The sequence below is a fragment of the Pseudomonas sp. GW821-FHT09C08 genome (assembly GCF_059418125.1).
This window is the reverse complement of the sequence record NZ_JBWKPG010000002.1, coordinates 517,589-531,559: the sequence shown is the minus strand read 5'-3', so window position 1 is coordinate 531,559 and position 13,971 is coordinate 517,589. Positions and strand designations below refer to the sequence as shown.

Annotated in this window: 14 protein-coding genes; 5 read left to right on the top strand and 9 right to left on the bottom strand. The window is 61.1% G+C overall.

Translation table 11 applies throughout. The features are described from left to right. Window positions 1-25: 25 nt before the first annotated feature. Entirely contained in the window at window positions 26-265 is a 240-nt protein-coding gene (locus tag AC07OJ_RS09065; RefSeq protein WP_437396690.1) for a sulfurtransferase TusA family protein, read from the bottom strand. A gap of 95 nt (window positions 266-360) precedes the next feature. Here AC07OJ_RS09065 and AC07OJ_RS09060 point away from each other — a divergent pair, with 95 nt between their 5' ends. Continuing rightward, window positions 361-1,794, top strand: a complete 1,434-nt coding sequence (locus tag AC07OJ_RS09060) for a M48 family metalloprotease (RefSeq protein WP_065899402.1) — start codon at window positions 361-363, stop codon at window positions 1,792-1,794. A 66-nt stretch (window positions 1,795-1,860) separates the two neighbouring features. Here AC07OJ_RS09060 and AC07OJ_RS09055 read toward each other — a convergent pair whose 3' ends face one another. The 4 genes from AC07OJ_RS09055 to rpoE form a co-directional block, all read right to left on the bottom strand. After that, entirely contained in the window at window positions 1,861-3,297 is a 1,437-nt protein-coding gene (locus AC07OJ_RS09055) for a DegQ family serine endoprotease (protein ID WP_065899403.1), read from the bottom strand. Between the two features lie 234 nt (window positions 3,298-3,531). Next, complete coding sequence (locus AC07OJ_RS09050) at window positions 3,532-4,491, bottom strand: MucB/RseB C-terminal domain-containing protein (RefSeq protein ID WP_065899404.1); 960 nt, start codon at window positions 4,489-4,491, stop codon at window positions 3,532-3,534. A 16-nt stretch (window positions 4,492-4,507) separates the two neighbouring features. Further along, window positions 4,508-5,095 carry a sigma-E factor negative regulatory protein gene (locus tag AC07OJ_RS09045; RefSeq protein ID WP_003172479.1) on the bottom strand — a complete coding sequence of 196 codons (588 nt, stop codon included), beginning with the start codon at window positions 5,093-5,095 and terminating at the stop codon, window positions 4,508-4,510. Window positions 5,096-5,127: 32 nt separating this feature from the next. Next, entirely contained in the window at window positions 5,128-5,709 is a 582-nt protein-coding gene (gene rpoE / locus AC07OJ_RS09040) for an RNA polymerase sigma factor RpoE/AlgU (protein WP_003172477.1), read from the bottom strand. Window positions 5,710-6,173: 464 nt separating this feature from the next. Between rpoE and nadB the strand changes: the two genes are divergently transcribed. Next, on the top strand, window positions 6,174-7,790 hold the full coding sequence (gene nadB / locus AC07OJ_RS09035) for an L-aspartate oxidase (RefSeq protein WP_065899405.1): 1,617 nt from the start codon (window positions 6,174-6,176) through the stop codon (window positions 7,788-7,790). Here the strand turns inward: nadB and AC07OJ_RS09030 are convergent. Beyond that, on the bottom strand, window positions 7,759-8,205 hold the full coding sequence (locus tag AC07OJ_RS09030; RefSeq protein ID WP_120447842.1) for a protein YgfX: 447 nt from the start codon (window positions 8,203-8,205) through the stop codon (window positions 7,759-7,761). The genes nadB and AC07OJ_RS09030 overlap by 32 nt on opposite strands. After that, window positions 8,189-8,443, bottom strand: coding sequence for an FAD assembly factor SdhE (locus AC07OJ_RS09025; RefSeq protein WP_010563680.1), 255 nt, complete (start codon window positions 8,441-8,443; stop codon window positions 8,189-8,191). The genes AC07OJ_RS09030 and AC07OJ_RS09025 overlap by 17 nt, the downstream gene beginning before the upstream one ends. A 140-nt stretch (window positions 8,444-8,583) precedes the next feature. On the opposite strand from AC07OJ_RS09025, the gene ygfZ reads away from it, so the two are divergent. Next, entirely contained in the window at window positions 8,584-9,525 is a 942-nt protein-coding gene (gene ygfZ, locus AC07OJ_RS09020) for a CAF17-like 4Fe-4S cluster assembly/insertion protein YgfZ (protein WP_495094408.1), read from the top strand. Window positions 9,526-9,561: 36 nt separating this feature from the next. Then, entirely contained in the window at window positions 9,562-10,383 is an 822-nt protein-coding gene (locus tag AC07OJ_RS09015; protein ID WP_065899408.1) for an HDOD domain-containing protein, read from the top strand. On the opposite strand, the gene AC07OJ_RS09010 is transcribed toward AC07OJ_RS09015, so the two are convergent. Together AC07OJ_RS09010 and AC07OJ_RS09005 are read right to left on the bottom strand one after the other, a co-directional pair. Further along, entirely contained in the window at window positions 10,384-11,769 is a 1,386-nt protein-coding gene (locus AC07OJ_RS09010) for a sensor histidine kinase (protein WP_065899409.1), read from the bottom strand. Next, window positions 11,762-12,433 carry a response regulator gene (locus AC07OJ_RS09005; protein WP_010212220.1) on the bottom strand — a complete coding sequence of 224 codons (672 nt, stop codon included), beginning with the start codon at window positions 12,431-12,433 and terminating at the stop codon, window positions 11,762-11,764. The genes AC07OJ_RS09010 and AC07OJ_RS09005 overlap by 8 nt, the downstream gene beginning before the upstream one ends. A 235-nt stretch (window positions 12,434-12,668) precedes the next feature. Here AC07OJ_RS09005 and AC07OJ_RS09000 point away from each other — a divergent pair, with 235 nt between their 5' ends. After that, the gene (locus tag AC07OJ_RS09000; RefSeq protein ID WP_065899410.1) at window positions 12,669-13,961 is read left to right on the top strand and encodes an OprD family porin; all 1,293 of its coding nucleotides are present in this window, start codon (window positions 12,669-12,671) and stop codon (window positions 13,959-13,961) included. The last annotated feature ends 10 nt before the right edge of the window (window positions 13,962-13,971 follow it).

The following is a 13,971-nucleotide window of genomic DNA, read 5'->3' as shown; positions in this document are numbered from 1 at the left end:
ACCTCGGGTGGTGGGGGCGAACGGTTCAGGCCTTGCGCAACCAGTAACGGTACACACCGGCGGTGTCTTCTTCATGTAGCAGGGTATGGCCCGCCAACTTGGCAAAGGTACGGAAATCACGCTGGGAGCCCGCGTCGGTAGCGATGACCTTGAGCACTGCGCCACTCGCCAATCGATTGAGCTCCAGCTTGGCCTTGAGCAAGGGCAACGGGCAATTGAGGCCACTGGCATCGAGTTCGGCATCAAAGGCTACAGCGTCGGTCATGGTTTTACTCCAGGCACGCATTCGGGCTGCTTAGAATATCTGGTCCGAAGCTCAGTGTCCGGCTACAGTAAGCTCTTTGTCGAAAGGCTCTGTGCATGACTTTTTTGCGCCCTACCCTGCTGACGCTGGCTTGCCTGCTGGCCTCCCCGGGCTTCGCCGATGACCTGCCGTCACTTGGCGACGCCAGTTCTGCCATTGTCTCGCCACAACAGGAATACCAACTGGGGCGCGCCTGGTTGGCCTATCTGCGCGGCCAGGTCTCACAGCTCAATGATCCGCAACTCAAGGATTATGTCGAAACCAGCGTGTACAAGCTGGTAGAGACCAGCCAGGTGAATGACCGGCGCCTGGAGTTCATCCTGATCAACAGCCCGCAATTGAACGCCTTTGCCGCACCCGGCGGGATTGTCGGGGTCAACGGCGGCCTGTTTCTCAATGCCCAGACCGAGGGCGAATACGCCTCGGTGCTCGCACACGAATTGGCGCACTTGTCCCAACGCCACTTTGCCCGTGGTGTCGAGGCGCAACAGCGCATGCAGATCCCGATGATGGCGGCCCTGCTGGGCGGCATCATCGCCGCCGCTGCCGGCGCAGGTGATGCGGGGATTGCCGCAATTGCCGGTACCCAGGCCGCTGCGATCCAGGAACAACGGCGCTTCTCGCGCCAGAACGAACAAGAGGCAGACCGCATCGGTATCCTCAACCTGGAAAAAGCCGGTTACGACCCGCGTTCCATGCCGACCATGTTCGAACGCCTGATGCGCCAGTACCGTTTCGATGCCAAGCCGCCTGAATTCCTGCTGACGCACCCGGTCACCGAATCGCGGATCGCCGACACCCGCAACCGCGCCGAGCAAGCCAAGCCCGGCGGCAAGGAAGACAGCCTGCGTTATCAGCTGATTCGCGCCCGCGTGCAGCTGCAATACGAAGATACGTCCGGGCTCGCTGCCAAGCGCTTCCAGGCACAGCTGGATGAGAACCCTAAAAACGACGTGGCGCGCTATGGCTTGGCCATTGCCCAGATCAAAGGCTCGCAGTTCAAGGAGGCGCGGGAAAACCTCGCTCAGTTGCTGGCCAAGGCGCCCACTGACATCACCTACAACCTGGCCCAGATCCAGTTGGACATCGACAACAACCACCTGCCGGATGCGCAGCAGCGCACCGATAAGATGTTGACCCAGTATCCGGGCAACTATCCGTTGAATCAGGTGAGAGTGGATCTGCTGCTCAAGCAGAACCGCACCGCCGATGCAGAAAAAGCCCTCGACGCATTGCTCAAGTCTCGTCCGGACGATCCGGATGTCTGGTATCAGGTTGCCGAGACGCGCGGCCTGTCCGGCAATATCATCGGCCTGCACCAGGCGCGTGCGGAATACTTTGCCCTGGTGGGCGACTTCCAGCAGGCCATTCAGCAGTTGGACTTTGCCAAGCGTCGCGCCGGCAACAATTTCCCGCTGTCGTCACGCATCGATGCACGCCAGCGTGAGCTGATCGAGCAGGAACGCCTGGTCAAGGGAATGATGAGCTAAACCCATCGCCCACAAAAAAGCCCCGCCTTCGTCATCCGAAGGCGGGGCTTTTTATTGAGCTGGCGGTTACTCGGCCAGCTTGAAGGTAATGAAGCTGGCACGGCCCTGACGCAGCACGCGCATCGACACCGAGCGATTCTTCGGCAGCGCCTTGGCGATGTCGGTGAACTGCTTGGTAGAGTCAATCGCCTGATTGTTCAGGTGAGTGATCACATCGCCTGGCTGCAGGCCGATCAAGGCTGCCGGACCATCCTGCACTTCCTTGATGACTACGCCGCTCTTGAGGTCGAAGGATTTCTTCTGCTCATCGGTCAGCTCGGCCACGGCAATACCCAGGCGGTTGCTGCTGCGCTCCGCGCCCGGCTTGGTGTTACCCAGGGCATCCAGCGTTGCACCCTCTTCAGGGATAGCGCCAACGGTCAGCTCAACGGTCTGGCGCTTGCCTTCACGAATCACTTCCAGCTTGGCCTTGCTGCCGGCCTTGAGTGCACCTACCAGGTGTGGAAGATCAGCCGACATGATGATCGGCTGGCCGTTCATGCTCAGGATCACGTCGCCAACCTGCAAGCCACCCTTGGCAGCCGGGCCGTCGTCCTGGATCTGCGCGACCAGGGCACCGGCCGGCTTGTCGAGGCCGAAGGATTCAGCCAGGTCCTTGTTCACTTCCTGGATCACTACGCCCAACCAGCCACGGCTGACCTTGCCACCGCTTTTCAGCTGGTTGGAAACATCCATTGCCACGTCGATCGGGATAGCGAAGGACACGCCCATGAAGCCACCGGAACGGGTGTAGATCTGCGAGTTGATCCCCACCACTTCGCCCGCCAGGTTGAACAGCGGGCCACCGGAGTTACCCGGGTTGATCGGCACGTCGGTCTGGATGAATGGCACGTAGTTTTCGTTGGGCAGGCTGCGGCCAATAGCACTGACGATACCTTGGGTCACGGTGTGGTCAAAACCGAATGGCGAACCGATGGCGACCACCCACTGACCGGCTTTCAGGTCCTGGGATTTACCCAGCTTCAGCACAGGCAGGTCCTTGCCATCAATCTTCAACAACGCCACATCGGAACGTGGGTCAGTTCCCACCAGCTTGGCTTTGAGCTCACTGCGATCGGCCAGGCGCACAAGAATCTCGTCGGCGTCGGCAATCACGTGGTTGTTGGTGAGGATGTAGCCGTCCGGCGAGATGATGAAGCCCGACCCCAGGGATTGCGCTTCACGCTGGCCACCGCCGCCACGTGGCGTGCGTGGCTGCGGCATGCCGCGCTCGAAGAACTCGCGCAGCATCGGCGGCAGGCCTTCGAGGTCAGGCATCTGCTGGTTGGAGACTTTGCGATCCGGCAGCTTCTGCGTGGTACTGATGTTCACCACGGCAGGCGAGGCTTGCTCAACCAATTGGGTAAAGTCAGGCAACTCGGCCGCTTGCGCAGGCAAGGCCTGACCCAGCACCAACACCGTGGCGACTATGGATAGGTAAGACTTCAAACGTGGTATCGACATACAGCTCCCGTTACGACGAGCAGGGTTGAGCGACAGGGTTCAAGAAACGCCGAAAACTGCGACCGACATCTTTGTTCCGCGAACAAAACAAGGCCAGAGCCGACAAGCCCTGACCTATAAAAAACATGAGAGATTTTTGCAAGTGAAAATGCTGATCCGGACATTTCATGCTCTCGGCAGCCAACCTGGCGTGGATACACAGTGAAAGGTCAGGATGAACATAGGATTAACGGCTCACGGCTGGGTGACTGGCTTTTTTTCACCGCGCACTGACAGCGCGATACGTTCGGCCGTACCGATAGGAATCTCGCCGACAACCGTCACCATCATTTCGCCGTCCACCGTATTCAGGCGACGGGACACGGCCACCGTCGGGCCCAACTGGGTGCGGGTTTCCGTGACGCTTACATCGCTGATGGGCTCAAGAAACACCGAGAACCGCGCCAGGCCATCTTCATACATCAGGCTTTCGACGGTTGCCTTGGTTTGCGTGTCTTTACGCACACTGCTGTTGCTCAGCTGAAACCCCGGCGGCAACCACTCCAGGTGCCACGCCTCGACAGACTGAGCTTGCGGTGCCTGAGTCTTGGCGACGCTGACCGGCGTGCAGTCGCTGCCGGGCTGCAGGTCGTGATCATCGGGCAGGGAAGTATCCAAGCGGGTGAACTGGAAACGCTCCAGCAATTGGCCCTGATCATTGAGCAGCAAGGACTTGAGCGGCAACGCGGTTTCACGGTCCAGGTGCAGCTCAAAGCCATAACGGTACTGATCACGCGGCGTTATCGAAACGATTACCGCATTCCGACCGGCCACGCGCGATTTGCCGATGACGGCCAGTTCGTAGAATTGATTGAGTTTTTGCGGATCCAGCGCGCGTGAAGGTGCATCACGCGAATTGCCAAGGCCTGCGACCAGAGTGCCGCTGACACATTGAGTACGGCCGTCCAGACGCACGACTTCCTGGGCAGAGCCATCGAGCTGCAAGAGCCGCTCACGGACCTGACCATCCTGGACGCGATGCCAGATGTCATGGGTGGAAAAACTGCCGTTACGTTCGTAGACAAACGTACCTTTAAAGCTTTGCTGCTGCTCTGCACGCCCAAGTCGAGTCAGCCAGTCTTGGGCTTCATCGGCATGGGCGGGGAGTGCAAACCAACCACTGAGCAAAAGCGTAAGGAGCGGTATGGCGCGCATAGGGCTCCTTGACGGTTTAGCGGTTTTCCAGGCTTGCAGCACGTGCATATGGCAGAGCGCTTTCAGTGCCTTTCAAGGCCGATTCCTGTGCGTGTTGGCGCAGGTAGCCTGGAAGACGCTGGTCCTGCCAGCCGGATTGCCCTTGCAACACACCGTTGGCCATAGGGCCGGTGGTGTCAGAGCTTTCCTTGTAGCCGGCCAATACCGCTGGGCCTTTGACTTGCGGACCGGCCATGACCGGTTGCTGAGTCTGCTGGGCCAGTTCGGCACCGGCGATTTCGTCCTGGTTGTACAGGCGAACACCGGCCAACACGGCAACAGTCACCGAGGCAGCAACTGCCAGGCGACCCAGGCTACGCCAAGGACCACGAGCAGCTTTTGCCGGAACGGCTTCATCAGCCAGCGCGGCAGAAACGGCCGCAGCAATATCCAGACGAGGGATTAGAAGATCCTTGTGCATCACCGCCCGAGCGACTTGGTAACGAGACCAGGTATCACGGGTTTCGGCATCATCAAATGCATTGAGCACTCGACGAAGTTCCAGTTCATCCGCTTCGTTATCCATCACTGCGGACAGCGATTCCTGCAGGGCATCACGACTCATGGCGGTTCCTCTCTTGGCTGTCGCCGCTGTCTTTAGTTTTCCTGCAACAACGGTTGCAAGGCTTTATCGATGGCTTCCCGGGCCCGGAAAATCCGTGACCTTACAGTCCCCACCGGACACTGCATGACGCTCGCAATGTCTTCGTAACTCAGACCATCGAATTCACGTAAAGTTAACGCCGTACGTAAATCTTCTGGCAGTTGCTGAATTGTGCGATGAACGGTTCCTTCGATCTCGTCGCGCAGCAATGCACGCTCCGGCGACTCGAGATCTTTGAGGCCGTGGTCACCATCGTAAAATTCTGCATCTTCTGAACTTACATCACTATCCGGTGGGCGGCGCCCGCGAGACACCAGATAGTTCTTCGCCGTGTTGATGGCGATGCGGTATAGCCACGTGTAAAACGCACTATCACCGCGAAAATTGCCAAGTGCACGGTACGCCTTGATAAAGGCTTCCTGTGCAACGTCCTGCGCTTCATGGGTGTCGTGCACAAACCGCACGATCAACCCGAGAATTTTGTGCTGGTATTTCAGCACTAGCAGATCAAAAGCTCGCTTGTCGCCGCGTTGAACGCGCTCGACCAGCTGCTGATCCTCTTCCTGGGTTAGCATGAACACTCCTCGTTGTACTTGAAGGAGGCTTGCATAACTAAACGATCAGGCTTGCAAACATAGACTCGGACTTTTCGCAAAAGTTCTCCCCCTCCAAGCAAGTTTCCGGCATGCACTGATTTGGCACACACGAAAAACGCAGCACGGGCAATGCCGACTGCGCGAATAATCTTGTCGTCGGTTTTCTGACGCGTCCAATGCTCCCGACGGGCCAATAAACTCAACGTTTTCCCAGCTTTCGGGCAACCTGCTATTGAGTCGGGGCTTATGCAAAAAGTTCCCATCTCAATAACCAGGCGATTTTAACCCGAGCCGCGCACCGTAATCTCACATTGCCACGAATGCCCGGCTATTGTGCCGCTCCCCCCCTCTATATACTAGTGGCCCGTGTGACCCTTTGATTCGCCGATCCGGGCGTCCTGTTTGCGCCAACCCTGTGGATCGCTTTTTGCGGAATCCTTCAAATGAGCCAACAGTTTCAACACGATGTGCTGGTGATCGGTAGCGGCGCGGCCGGCTTGAGCCTTGCGCTGACCCTCCCCCGCCACCTGCGAATTGCCGTACTGAGCAAAGGCGACCTGGCCAACGGTTCGACTTTCTGGGCCCAGGGCGGTGTCGCCGCCGTGCTGGACGACACTGATACGGTGCAGTCCCACGTCGAAGACACCCTCAACGCCGGCGGCGGCCTGTGCAATGAGGACGCGGTGCGCTTCACCGTCGAGCACAGCCGCGAGGCGATCCAGTGGCTGATCGACCAAGGCGTGCCCTTCACCCGTGACGAGCACGCGGGCACTGACGACGGCGGCTTCGAATTCCACTTGACCCGTGAAGGCGGCCACAGCCATCGCCGCATCATCCACGCCGCCGATGCAACCGGCGCGGCCATCTTCAAGACCTTGCTCGAACAGGCACGCCAACGCCCCAACATCGAATTGCTGGAGCAACGCGTCGCCGTCGACCTGATCACCGAAAAGCGCCTGGGCCTGGCGGGCGAGCGCTGCCTCGGCGCCTACGTGCTCAACCGCGCCAGCGGCGAAGTCGACACCTATGGTGCGCGCTTCACGATCCTGGCGTCCGGCGGTGCAGCCAAGGTCTACCTCTATACCAGCAACCCCGACGGCGCCTGTGGCGATGGCATCGCCATGGCCTGGCGTTCGGGTTGCCGGGTGGCCAACCTGGAATTCAACCAGTTCCACCCCACCTGCCTGTATCACCCTCAAGCCAAGAGTTTCCTGATCACCGAGGCCCTGCGTGGCGAAGGTGCGCACTTGAAACTGCCGAACGGCGAACGTTTCATGCAGCGCTTCGACCCGCGCGCCGAGTTGGCCCCGCGCGATATCGTCGCCCGCGCCATCGACCACGAGATGAAGCGCCTGGGCATCGACTGCGTCTACCTGGACATCAGCCACAAGCCCGAAGCTTTCATCAAGACGCACTTTCCCACTGTCTACGAGCGCTGCCTGGCCTTCAATATCGACATCACCAAAGGCCCGATCCCGGTGGTACCCGCCGCGCACTACACCTGCGGCGGCGTGATGGTCGACCAGCAAGGCCGTACGGATGTGCCCGGTCTGTATGCGATTGGCGAAACCAGCTTCACCGGCCTGCACGGCGCCAACCGCATGGCCAGCAACTCGCTGCTCGAATGCTTCGTCTACGCCCGCTCGGCGGCGGCGGACATTCTCGAACAGCTGCCGCGTATCCCCGTGCCGGCCGCCCTGCCCCGCTGGGACGCCAGCCAGGTCACCGATTCGGACGAAGACGTGATCATTGCCCACAACTGGGACGAGCTGCGGCGCTTCATGTGGGACTATGTGGGGATCGTGCGCACCAACAAACGCCTGGCACGCGCTCAGCACCGGGTGCGGTTGCTGCTGGATGAGATTGATGAGTTCTACAGCAACTATAAAGTCAGCCGTGACCTGATCGAATTGCGCAACCTGGCCCAGGTGGCGGAGTTGATGATCCGCTCGGCCATGGAGCGCAAGGAGAGCCGGGGCCTGCATTACACCCTCGACTACCCGCAGATGCTGCCCGAGGCGCGCGACACTATTCTGGTGCCAACCACCTACGCCGGCTGAACTTCAGGCGAACCCGCAGGTGCCGGTGTATATCGGCGGCCTGCGAATCCCTCGGCACGCAGAGGGAACGCACGCGCCACTGGCCCTTCAGCCGATAGCGCAGCACCACGATCAGCGGCAACGCCAGGCTGTCGGGACGCAATTGCACACTGTGCCAGCCCAGCTCGTCGCTGAATAACTGCCAGCCGTCTTCGTCACGGCGCAGGCCACGAATCGACGAACGGTGAGTCAACAGGATATGGCGCGGTAAAACCCAGGCGGCATGAGCCAGGCACACCAGCATGCCCAGACTGGCGAACGGTAGATCCACCACCAACAGGGCACCCAGTGCGAACGCCTGGGCAAGAAGATACGCCGCCAGCAAGAGCCGCGAGGCCTGCCAGCGGCATTCAAAACGATTACTTGGGTTGTACACGGTCCAGAATCATGCGGACCATGCGCTGCAGCTCCGGGTCTTCCGACTCGGCACGCTCCATGAACCAGCCGAACATGTCCTGGTCTTCGCACTCCAGCAGGCGGACATAGACATTGCGGTCCACCTCATTAAGGGTTGAATAGACCTCTCTGACGAATGGCACCAGCAACACGTCCAGTTCAAGCATGCCGCGACGGCTGTGCCAGTAGAGGCGATTGAGTTCTACATCTTCGACCATGGAGCGCTCCTCAAATAGAGCGCGAGTATACAGGCCGAACGGCACCGGAACAGTCGGCTTTGGTCGCCCCATACGGAAACTATCCATTTGCCGGGCGCCCCTCTATGATGCACCCATGACTTTTTGACCTGCGATGACCCATGGCTGACTCTGCTTTCTTCTGCCCCCTGTCCCACGAAGGCGTTCTCGCCGTCCGTGGTTCCGACGCTGCCAAATTCCTGCAGGGCCAACTGACCTGCAACCTCAATTACCTGAGCGACACGCAGGCCAGTCTCGGCGCGCGCTGTACGCAAAAAGGCCGGATGCAATCGAGTTTTCGCATTGTGTTGCAAGGTGACGGCGTACTGCTGGCGATGGCCACCGAGTTGCTGGAGCCGCAGTTGGCGGACCTGAAGAAATACGCCGTGTTCTCCAAATCCAAGCTCACCGACGAAAGCGCCGCCTGGGTGCGTTTCGGCCTGGCCGAAGCCGATCAGGTCCTCGCCAGCCTGGGTCTGGAACTGCCGGCCGACACCGACAGTGTTGCCCGCACCGACCACTTGATCGCCATTCGCGTGTCGCCCGGCCGCAGTGAGCTCTGGGTCCCCGCCGAAAATGCCGATGCCGTGCGCAGCCAATTGGCCGCGCAATTGAAACAAGCAGACTTGAATGAATGGCTGCTGGGCCAGGTCCGCGCCGGGATCGGCCAGGTCATGCCCCAGACGCGCGAGCTGTTCATCCCGCAGATGCTCAACCTGCAAGCCGTGGGCGGCGTCAGCTTCAAGAAAGGCTGCTACACCGGCCAGGAAATCGTCGCGCGCATGCAGTACCTGGGCAAACTCAAGCGCCGCCTGTACCGCTTGAGCCTCAATGCGGCGCAAATGCCCGAGCCAGGCACCCCGCTGTTTTCCCCCAGCCACAACAGCGCCATTGGCGAGGTGGTGATTGCGGCAAAAGCGGACCAGGTGATTGAACTTCTGGCCGTGTTGCAAGCCGAAGCAGCCGATAGTGGCGATGTGCATCTTGGCACCCTGGAAGGCCCCGGTTTACAGCTGCTCGACCTGCCTTACCAACTCGACCGTGATCGAGAGATCCAGCGTTAGTCGCCGTACCTTTTTGCAGCACCCTAGAGATCATGAATGAACAAGCTGGCGGAAAAAGTCCAACAGGCGTTGGTGACGGCCATCGACAACGATGACCTGGTTCTGCCGACATTGCCGGAAGTCGCCCTGAACATCCGTCAGGCCGCCGAAGACCCGGACATCAGCATCAGCCACTTGAGCAAGGTAATCGGTCGTGACACCGCGCTGTCGGCGCGCCTGATCAAAGTGGTGAACAGCCCGCTGTTGCGCGCGACCCAGGAAGTCACCGACCTGCACACCGCCATCACGCGGCTGGGCACCAACTACAGCAGTAACCTGGCCATCGGCCTGGTGATGGAACAGATCTTCCACGCCCGCTCCGAAGCCGTCGAACAGAAGATGCGCGATGTATGGCGCCGCAGCCTGGAAGTGGCCGGCGTGAGTTACGCCTTGTGCCGCAGCCACAGCCTGCTCAAGCCCGACCAGGCAGCTCTCGGCGGCCTGGTGCACCAGATCGGCGTGCTGCCGATCCTGACCTACGCCGAAGACCACTACGAGCTGCTCTCGGACCCGGTCAGCCTCAACCACGTGATCGACAGCATCCACCCACTGCTCGGCGACAAACTGCTCGGTGGCTGGGACTTCCCGGAAATGCTGGCGAAGTTGCCGGGACAATATTTGAACCTGGAGCGCGACTCCGCCAGCCTTGACTACATCGACCTGGTGCAGATCGCCGTGCTGTATTGCCATCGCGGCACCGATCACCCGTTGGCGAGCGTACCGGTGTCCACCCTGCCGGCGATCAAGAAGCTGCGGGTCGACCCCTACAGTGACAGCTTGCGCGCGGAACTGGATGAAGCGCGCTCGATGTTCTATTGATCAACCGGCGATAAAACTCACGCGCACCTTCAACCCCGCCAGCTCGCCATCATGCAGGCTGATCTGCGCCAGATGCGCGCGGCAGATTTCGCCGACGATCGCCAGCCCCAGGCCTGAACCCATGCCCTGCTGGCTGCGTCGGTAGAAGCGTTCGAACACTCGGTCGCGCTCATCCAGCGGGATGCCCGGGCCATCATCCTCCACTTCCAACACCGCCGGCGCCGTCACCCGCAGGATCACGTTGCCGCCGGGCGGCGTGTGCGCCAGGGCGTTGTCCACCAGGTTACTCAGCAACTCGTTGAGCAGGGTCGGCTCGCCGCGCAGCCACACCGGCTCGTCGGCCTCCAAGGCCAGTGCCACGCCGCGTGCATGCGCCAGCGGCGCCATGGCCATGCCCAGCTCACGGGCGAGCTGGCTGAGGTCGAGCAACTGCGCGCCGCCTTCGGCAATCGCCCGCGCGCCGTTCTCGATACGCGCCAGGGACAGCAATTGGTTGGCCAGGTGGGTCAGGCGGTCCGTGCCCTGGGCCGCGGTTTCCAGGGTGCTGCGCCAGGTGGCCGGGGCGTCGCTGCGCAGGCCCAGCTCCAGCCGTGCCTTGAGCGCCGCCAGCGGGGTGCGCAGTTCGTGGGCCGCATCGGCAATGAACTGCGCCTGGCGCTCGAACTGGCCGCGCAGACGCTCGGTGAAGTGGTTGAGGGAACGCACCAGCGGGCCGAACTCATGTTGCACCTCCACCAATGGCAGCGGCCGCAAATCGTCGGGCTGGCGCTCTTCCACCGCCGTGCGCAGGCGCTCCAGCGGGCGCAGTGCCGCACTGACGGCAAACCACACCAACAACAAGGCGCCGATGGCGAGCATGCCCAGGCGCAGCAAGGTGTCGGCCATCAGGCTGCGGGCCATGCTCACACGCGCTTCGTCGGTTTCGGCCACGCGAATTTCCGCCATGCCATTCATGTTCGGTTCGGACACCGCCTTGAGCAGGCTGACCACCCGCACCGGCTGGCCCAGATACACGGCGTCATAGAAACGCGCCAGTGCCGGGTAATCATCGGTGCGTGGCGTGCCGGGCGGAGGGCCGGGCAGGTTTTCGTAGCCGGAGATCAGCTTTTGGTCGATGTCATTGACCTGGTAATAGATGCGCCCGGCGCTGTCGTAGGCGAACGTATCCAGGGCCACGTAAGGCACATTGGCACTGAGGGTGCCGTCCACCTGGGTCAGGCCCGCGGCGATGGTGCGGGCCGAGGCCAACAGGGTGCGGTCATAGGCGGTATCGGCGGCCTCGCGGCCATTCCAGTAAGCGCTCATGCCGCTGGCCAGCATCAGTAGCACCAGCAACAGCGCCAGGTTCCACAGCAGGCGCCAGCGCAGGCTGCTGGGCTTATGCATCGCGCGCTTCCAGCAGGTAGCCGAGACCGCGAAAGGTCACAATGGCGATGGGCTGGCCGTCGAGTTTCTTGCGCAGGCGATGCACGTAGATTTCGATGGCATCCGGGCTCGCCTCTTCGTCCAGGCCGAACACCTGCGAGGCGAGTTGCTCTTTGCTCATCACCCTGCCCGGTCGCGCGATCAGTGCTTCAAGCACCGCTTGCTCACGGGAGGTCAGGGTCATCAGCTCGCCGCCGACCGTGAAGCGGCGCGTGTCGAGGTCATAGACCAGCACTCCACACGCCTGCTGGCGCTCGCCGCCCAGCACGCTGCGCCGCAGCAGCGCCTTGACCCGCGCCTCCAGCTCCGTCAGTTCGAACGGCTTGGCCAAATAGTCGTCGGCGCCGAGGTTCAGGCCATGCACGCGGTCTTTCACATCGCTGCGCGCGGTCAACATCAACACCGGCAGGTTTTTTCCACGGGCGCGCAACCGCGCCAGCACTTCGAAGCCGTCCATGCGCGGCAGGCCTACGTCGAGGATCGCCGCCGCGTATTCCTCGCTGCTCAAGGCCAGGTCCGCGGCCACGCCATCGTGCAACACATCGACAGTCAAACCCGTGCTCTTGAGCGCCTGGGCGACGCTTTCAGCGAGCTGCAGATGGTCTTCAACCAGGAGGACACGCATGGACTTCTACCTCGTTCGGGCATGGCCGACGCCACGCTTTGCGGGGCAGTTTACAGGCGCCGCCTGGCCTGTGAAGCCCGAAAACATTGAAAGACAACTGAAAGGTTAGTGAAAGCTTCGCCCTTTAGCATCCAGCCACGGTGGGTCATGCCCATCGAGCTACCTGATCCGTAGCGCCCGAAAAACGCCTCGAAGCGTTTTCGCCAAAATAAGAACAATAACGGAGTACCCAACGATGCTGTCGACACAGCCCCAGGCCTGCCCGCCTGTTCGTTCTTCTCGCCTGACCCACACCGCCCTTGCCAGTGCCGCTGCCCTCGCCGGCTTTGCGCCGCTCAGCCAGGCTGCCTTCTTCGAAGACAGCAGCGCGACCCTGGAAACCCGCAACATGTACTTCAACCGCGACTTTCGCGACGGCACAAGTGCGCAGCAATCCAAGCGCGACGAATGGGCCCAGGGGTTCATGCTCAACCTGCAATCGGGCTACACCGACGGCACCGTCGGCTTTGGCGTGGATGCGCTGGGCATGCTCGGGGTCAAGCTCGACTCCAGCCCCGACCGCACCGGCACCGGCCTGCTGCCGACCCATGACGATGGCCGCGCCGCCAACGAGTACTCCAAGCTCGGCCTGACCGGCAAAGTGAAAATCTCTGCCACCGAGTTGAAGATCGGGGCGCTGATCCCCGAACTGCCGATCCTCAAGCCCAACGACGGGCGCATCCTGCCGCAGACCTTCAACGGCGGCCTGCTGACCTCCAAGGAATTCAAGAACCTGGTGTTCACCGCAGGCCGGCTCGACAAGGCCAAGGACCGCGACGACACCAACTACGAGGACATCGCCCTCAACAACAAGAACAGCCGCTTCCTCAGCGGCGCCACCGGCAAGCACTTCAACTTTGGCGGTGCCGACTACAAGTTCGCCGACAAGATCACCGGCAGCTACCACTTCGCCCAGCTCGATGATGTCTACCGCCAGCACTTCCTCGGCCTGGTCGCTGCGCGCCCGATGGGGCCCGGGACCTTCGCCACCGACCTGCGCCTGGCGATCAGCGATGACACCGGCAGTGCCCGTGGCGGCAAGATCGACAACCAATCCCTCAACGGCCTGTTCAGCTATGCGCTCAATGGCCATAAGCTCAGCGCCGGTTATCAGCACATGTCCGGTGACAGCGCCTTCCCGTATGTGGATGGCAGCGATCCGTACCTGGTCAACTTCGTGCAGATCAACGATTTCGCCGGCGCTGAAGAGCGCTCCTGGCAAGCCCGTTACGACTACGACTTCGCCAAACTGGGGATTCCCGGCCTGAGCTTCATGAGCCGTTACCTCTCGGGTGACAACATCAAGCTCAAGAACGGCGAGACCGGCAAGGAGTGGGAACGCAACAGCGAGATCCGCTACGTGGTGCAAAGCGGCACGTTCAAGGATGTGTCGGTGCGCCTGCGCAACGCGACTTATCGTTCCAACTATTCAGCCCGTGACGCGGATGAAATGCGCCTGCTGGTCAGCTATAGCGTCGCGCTTTGGTAGTAACAACTCA

Bases quoted from the DNA above. Each gene is read 5' to 3' on its own strand.
- AC07OJ_RS09065 (WP_437396690.1), bottom strand. From the start codon at position 265: ATGACCGACGCTGTAGCCTTTGATGCCGAACTCGATGCCAGTGGCCTC.
- AC07OJ_RS09060 (WP_065899402.1), top strand. From the start codon at position 361: ATGACTTTTTTGCGCCCTACCCTGCTGACGCTGGCTTGCCTGCTGGCC.
- AC07OJ_RS09055 (WP_065899403.1), bottom strand. From the start codon at position 3,297: ATGTCGATACCACGTTTGAAGTCTTACCTATCCATAGTCGCCACGGTG.
- AC07OJ_RS09050 (WP_065899404.1), bottom strand. From the start codon at position 4,491: ATGCGCGCCATACCGCTCCTTACGCTTTTGCTCAGTGGTTGGTTTGCA.
- AC07OJ_RS09045 (WP_003172479.1), bottom strand. From the start codon at position 5,095: ATGAGTCGTGATGCCCTGCAGGAATCGCTGTCCGCAGTGATGGATAAC.
- rpoE (WP_003172477.1), bottom strand. From the start codon at position 5,709: ATGCTAACCCAGGAAGAGGATCAGCAGCTGGTCGAGCGCGTTCAACGC.
- nadB (WP_065899405.1), top strand. From the start codon at position 6,174: ATGAGCCAACAGTTTCAACACGATGTGCTGGTGATCGGTAGCGGCGCG.
- AC07OJ_RS09025 (WP_010563680.1), bottom strand. From the start codon at position 8,443: ATGGTCGAAGATGTAGAACTCAATCGCCTCTACTGGCACAGCCGTCGC.
- ygfZ (WP_495094408.1), top strand. From the start codon at position 8,584: ATGGCTGACTCTGCTTTCTTCTGCCCCCTGTCCCACGAAGGCGTTCTC.
- AC07OJ_RS09015 (WP_065899408.1), top strand. From the start codon at position 9,562: ATGAACAAGCTGGCGGAAAAAGTCCAACAGGCGTTGGTGACGGCCATC.
- AC07OJ_RS09010 (WP_065899409.1), bottom strand. From the start codon at position 11,769: ATGCATAAGCCCAGCAGCCTGCGCTGGCGCCTGCTGTGGAACCTGGCG.
- AC07OJ_RS09005 (WP_010212220.1), bottom strand. From the start codon at position 12,433: ATGCGTGTCCTCCTGGTTGAAGACCATCTGCAGCTCGCTGAAAGCGTC.
- AC07OJ_RS09000 (WP_065899410.1), top strand. From the start codon at position 12,669: ATGCTGTCGACACAGCCCCAGGCCTGCCCGCCTGTTCGTTCTTCTCGC.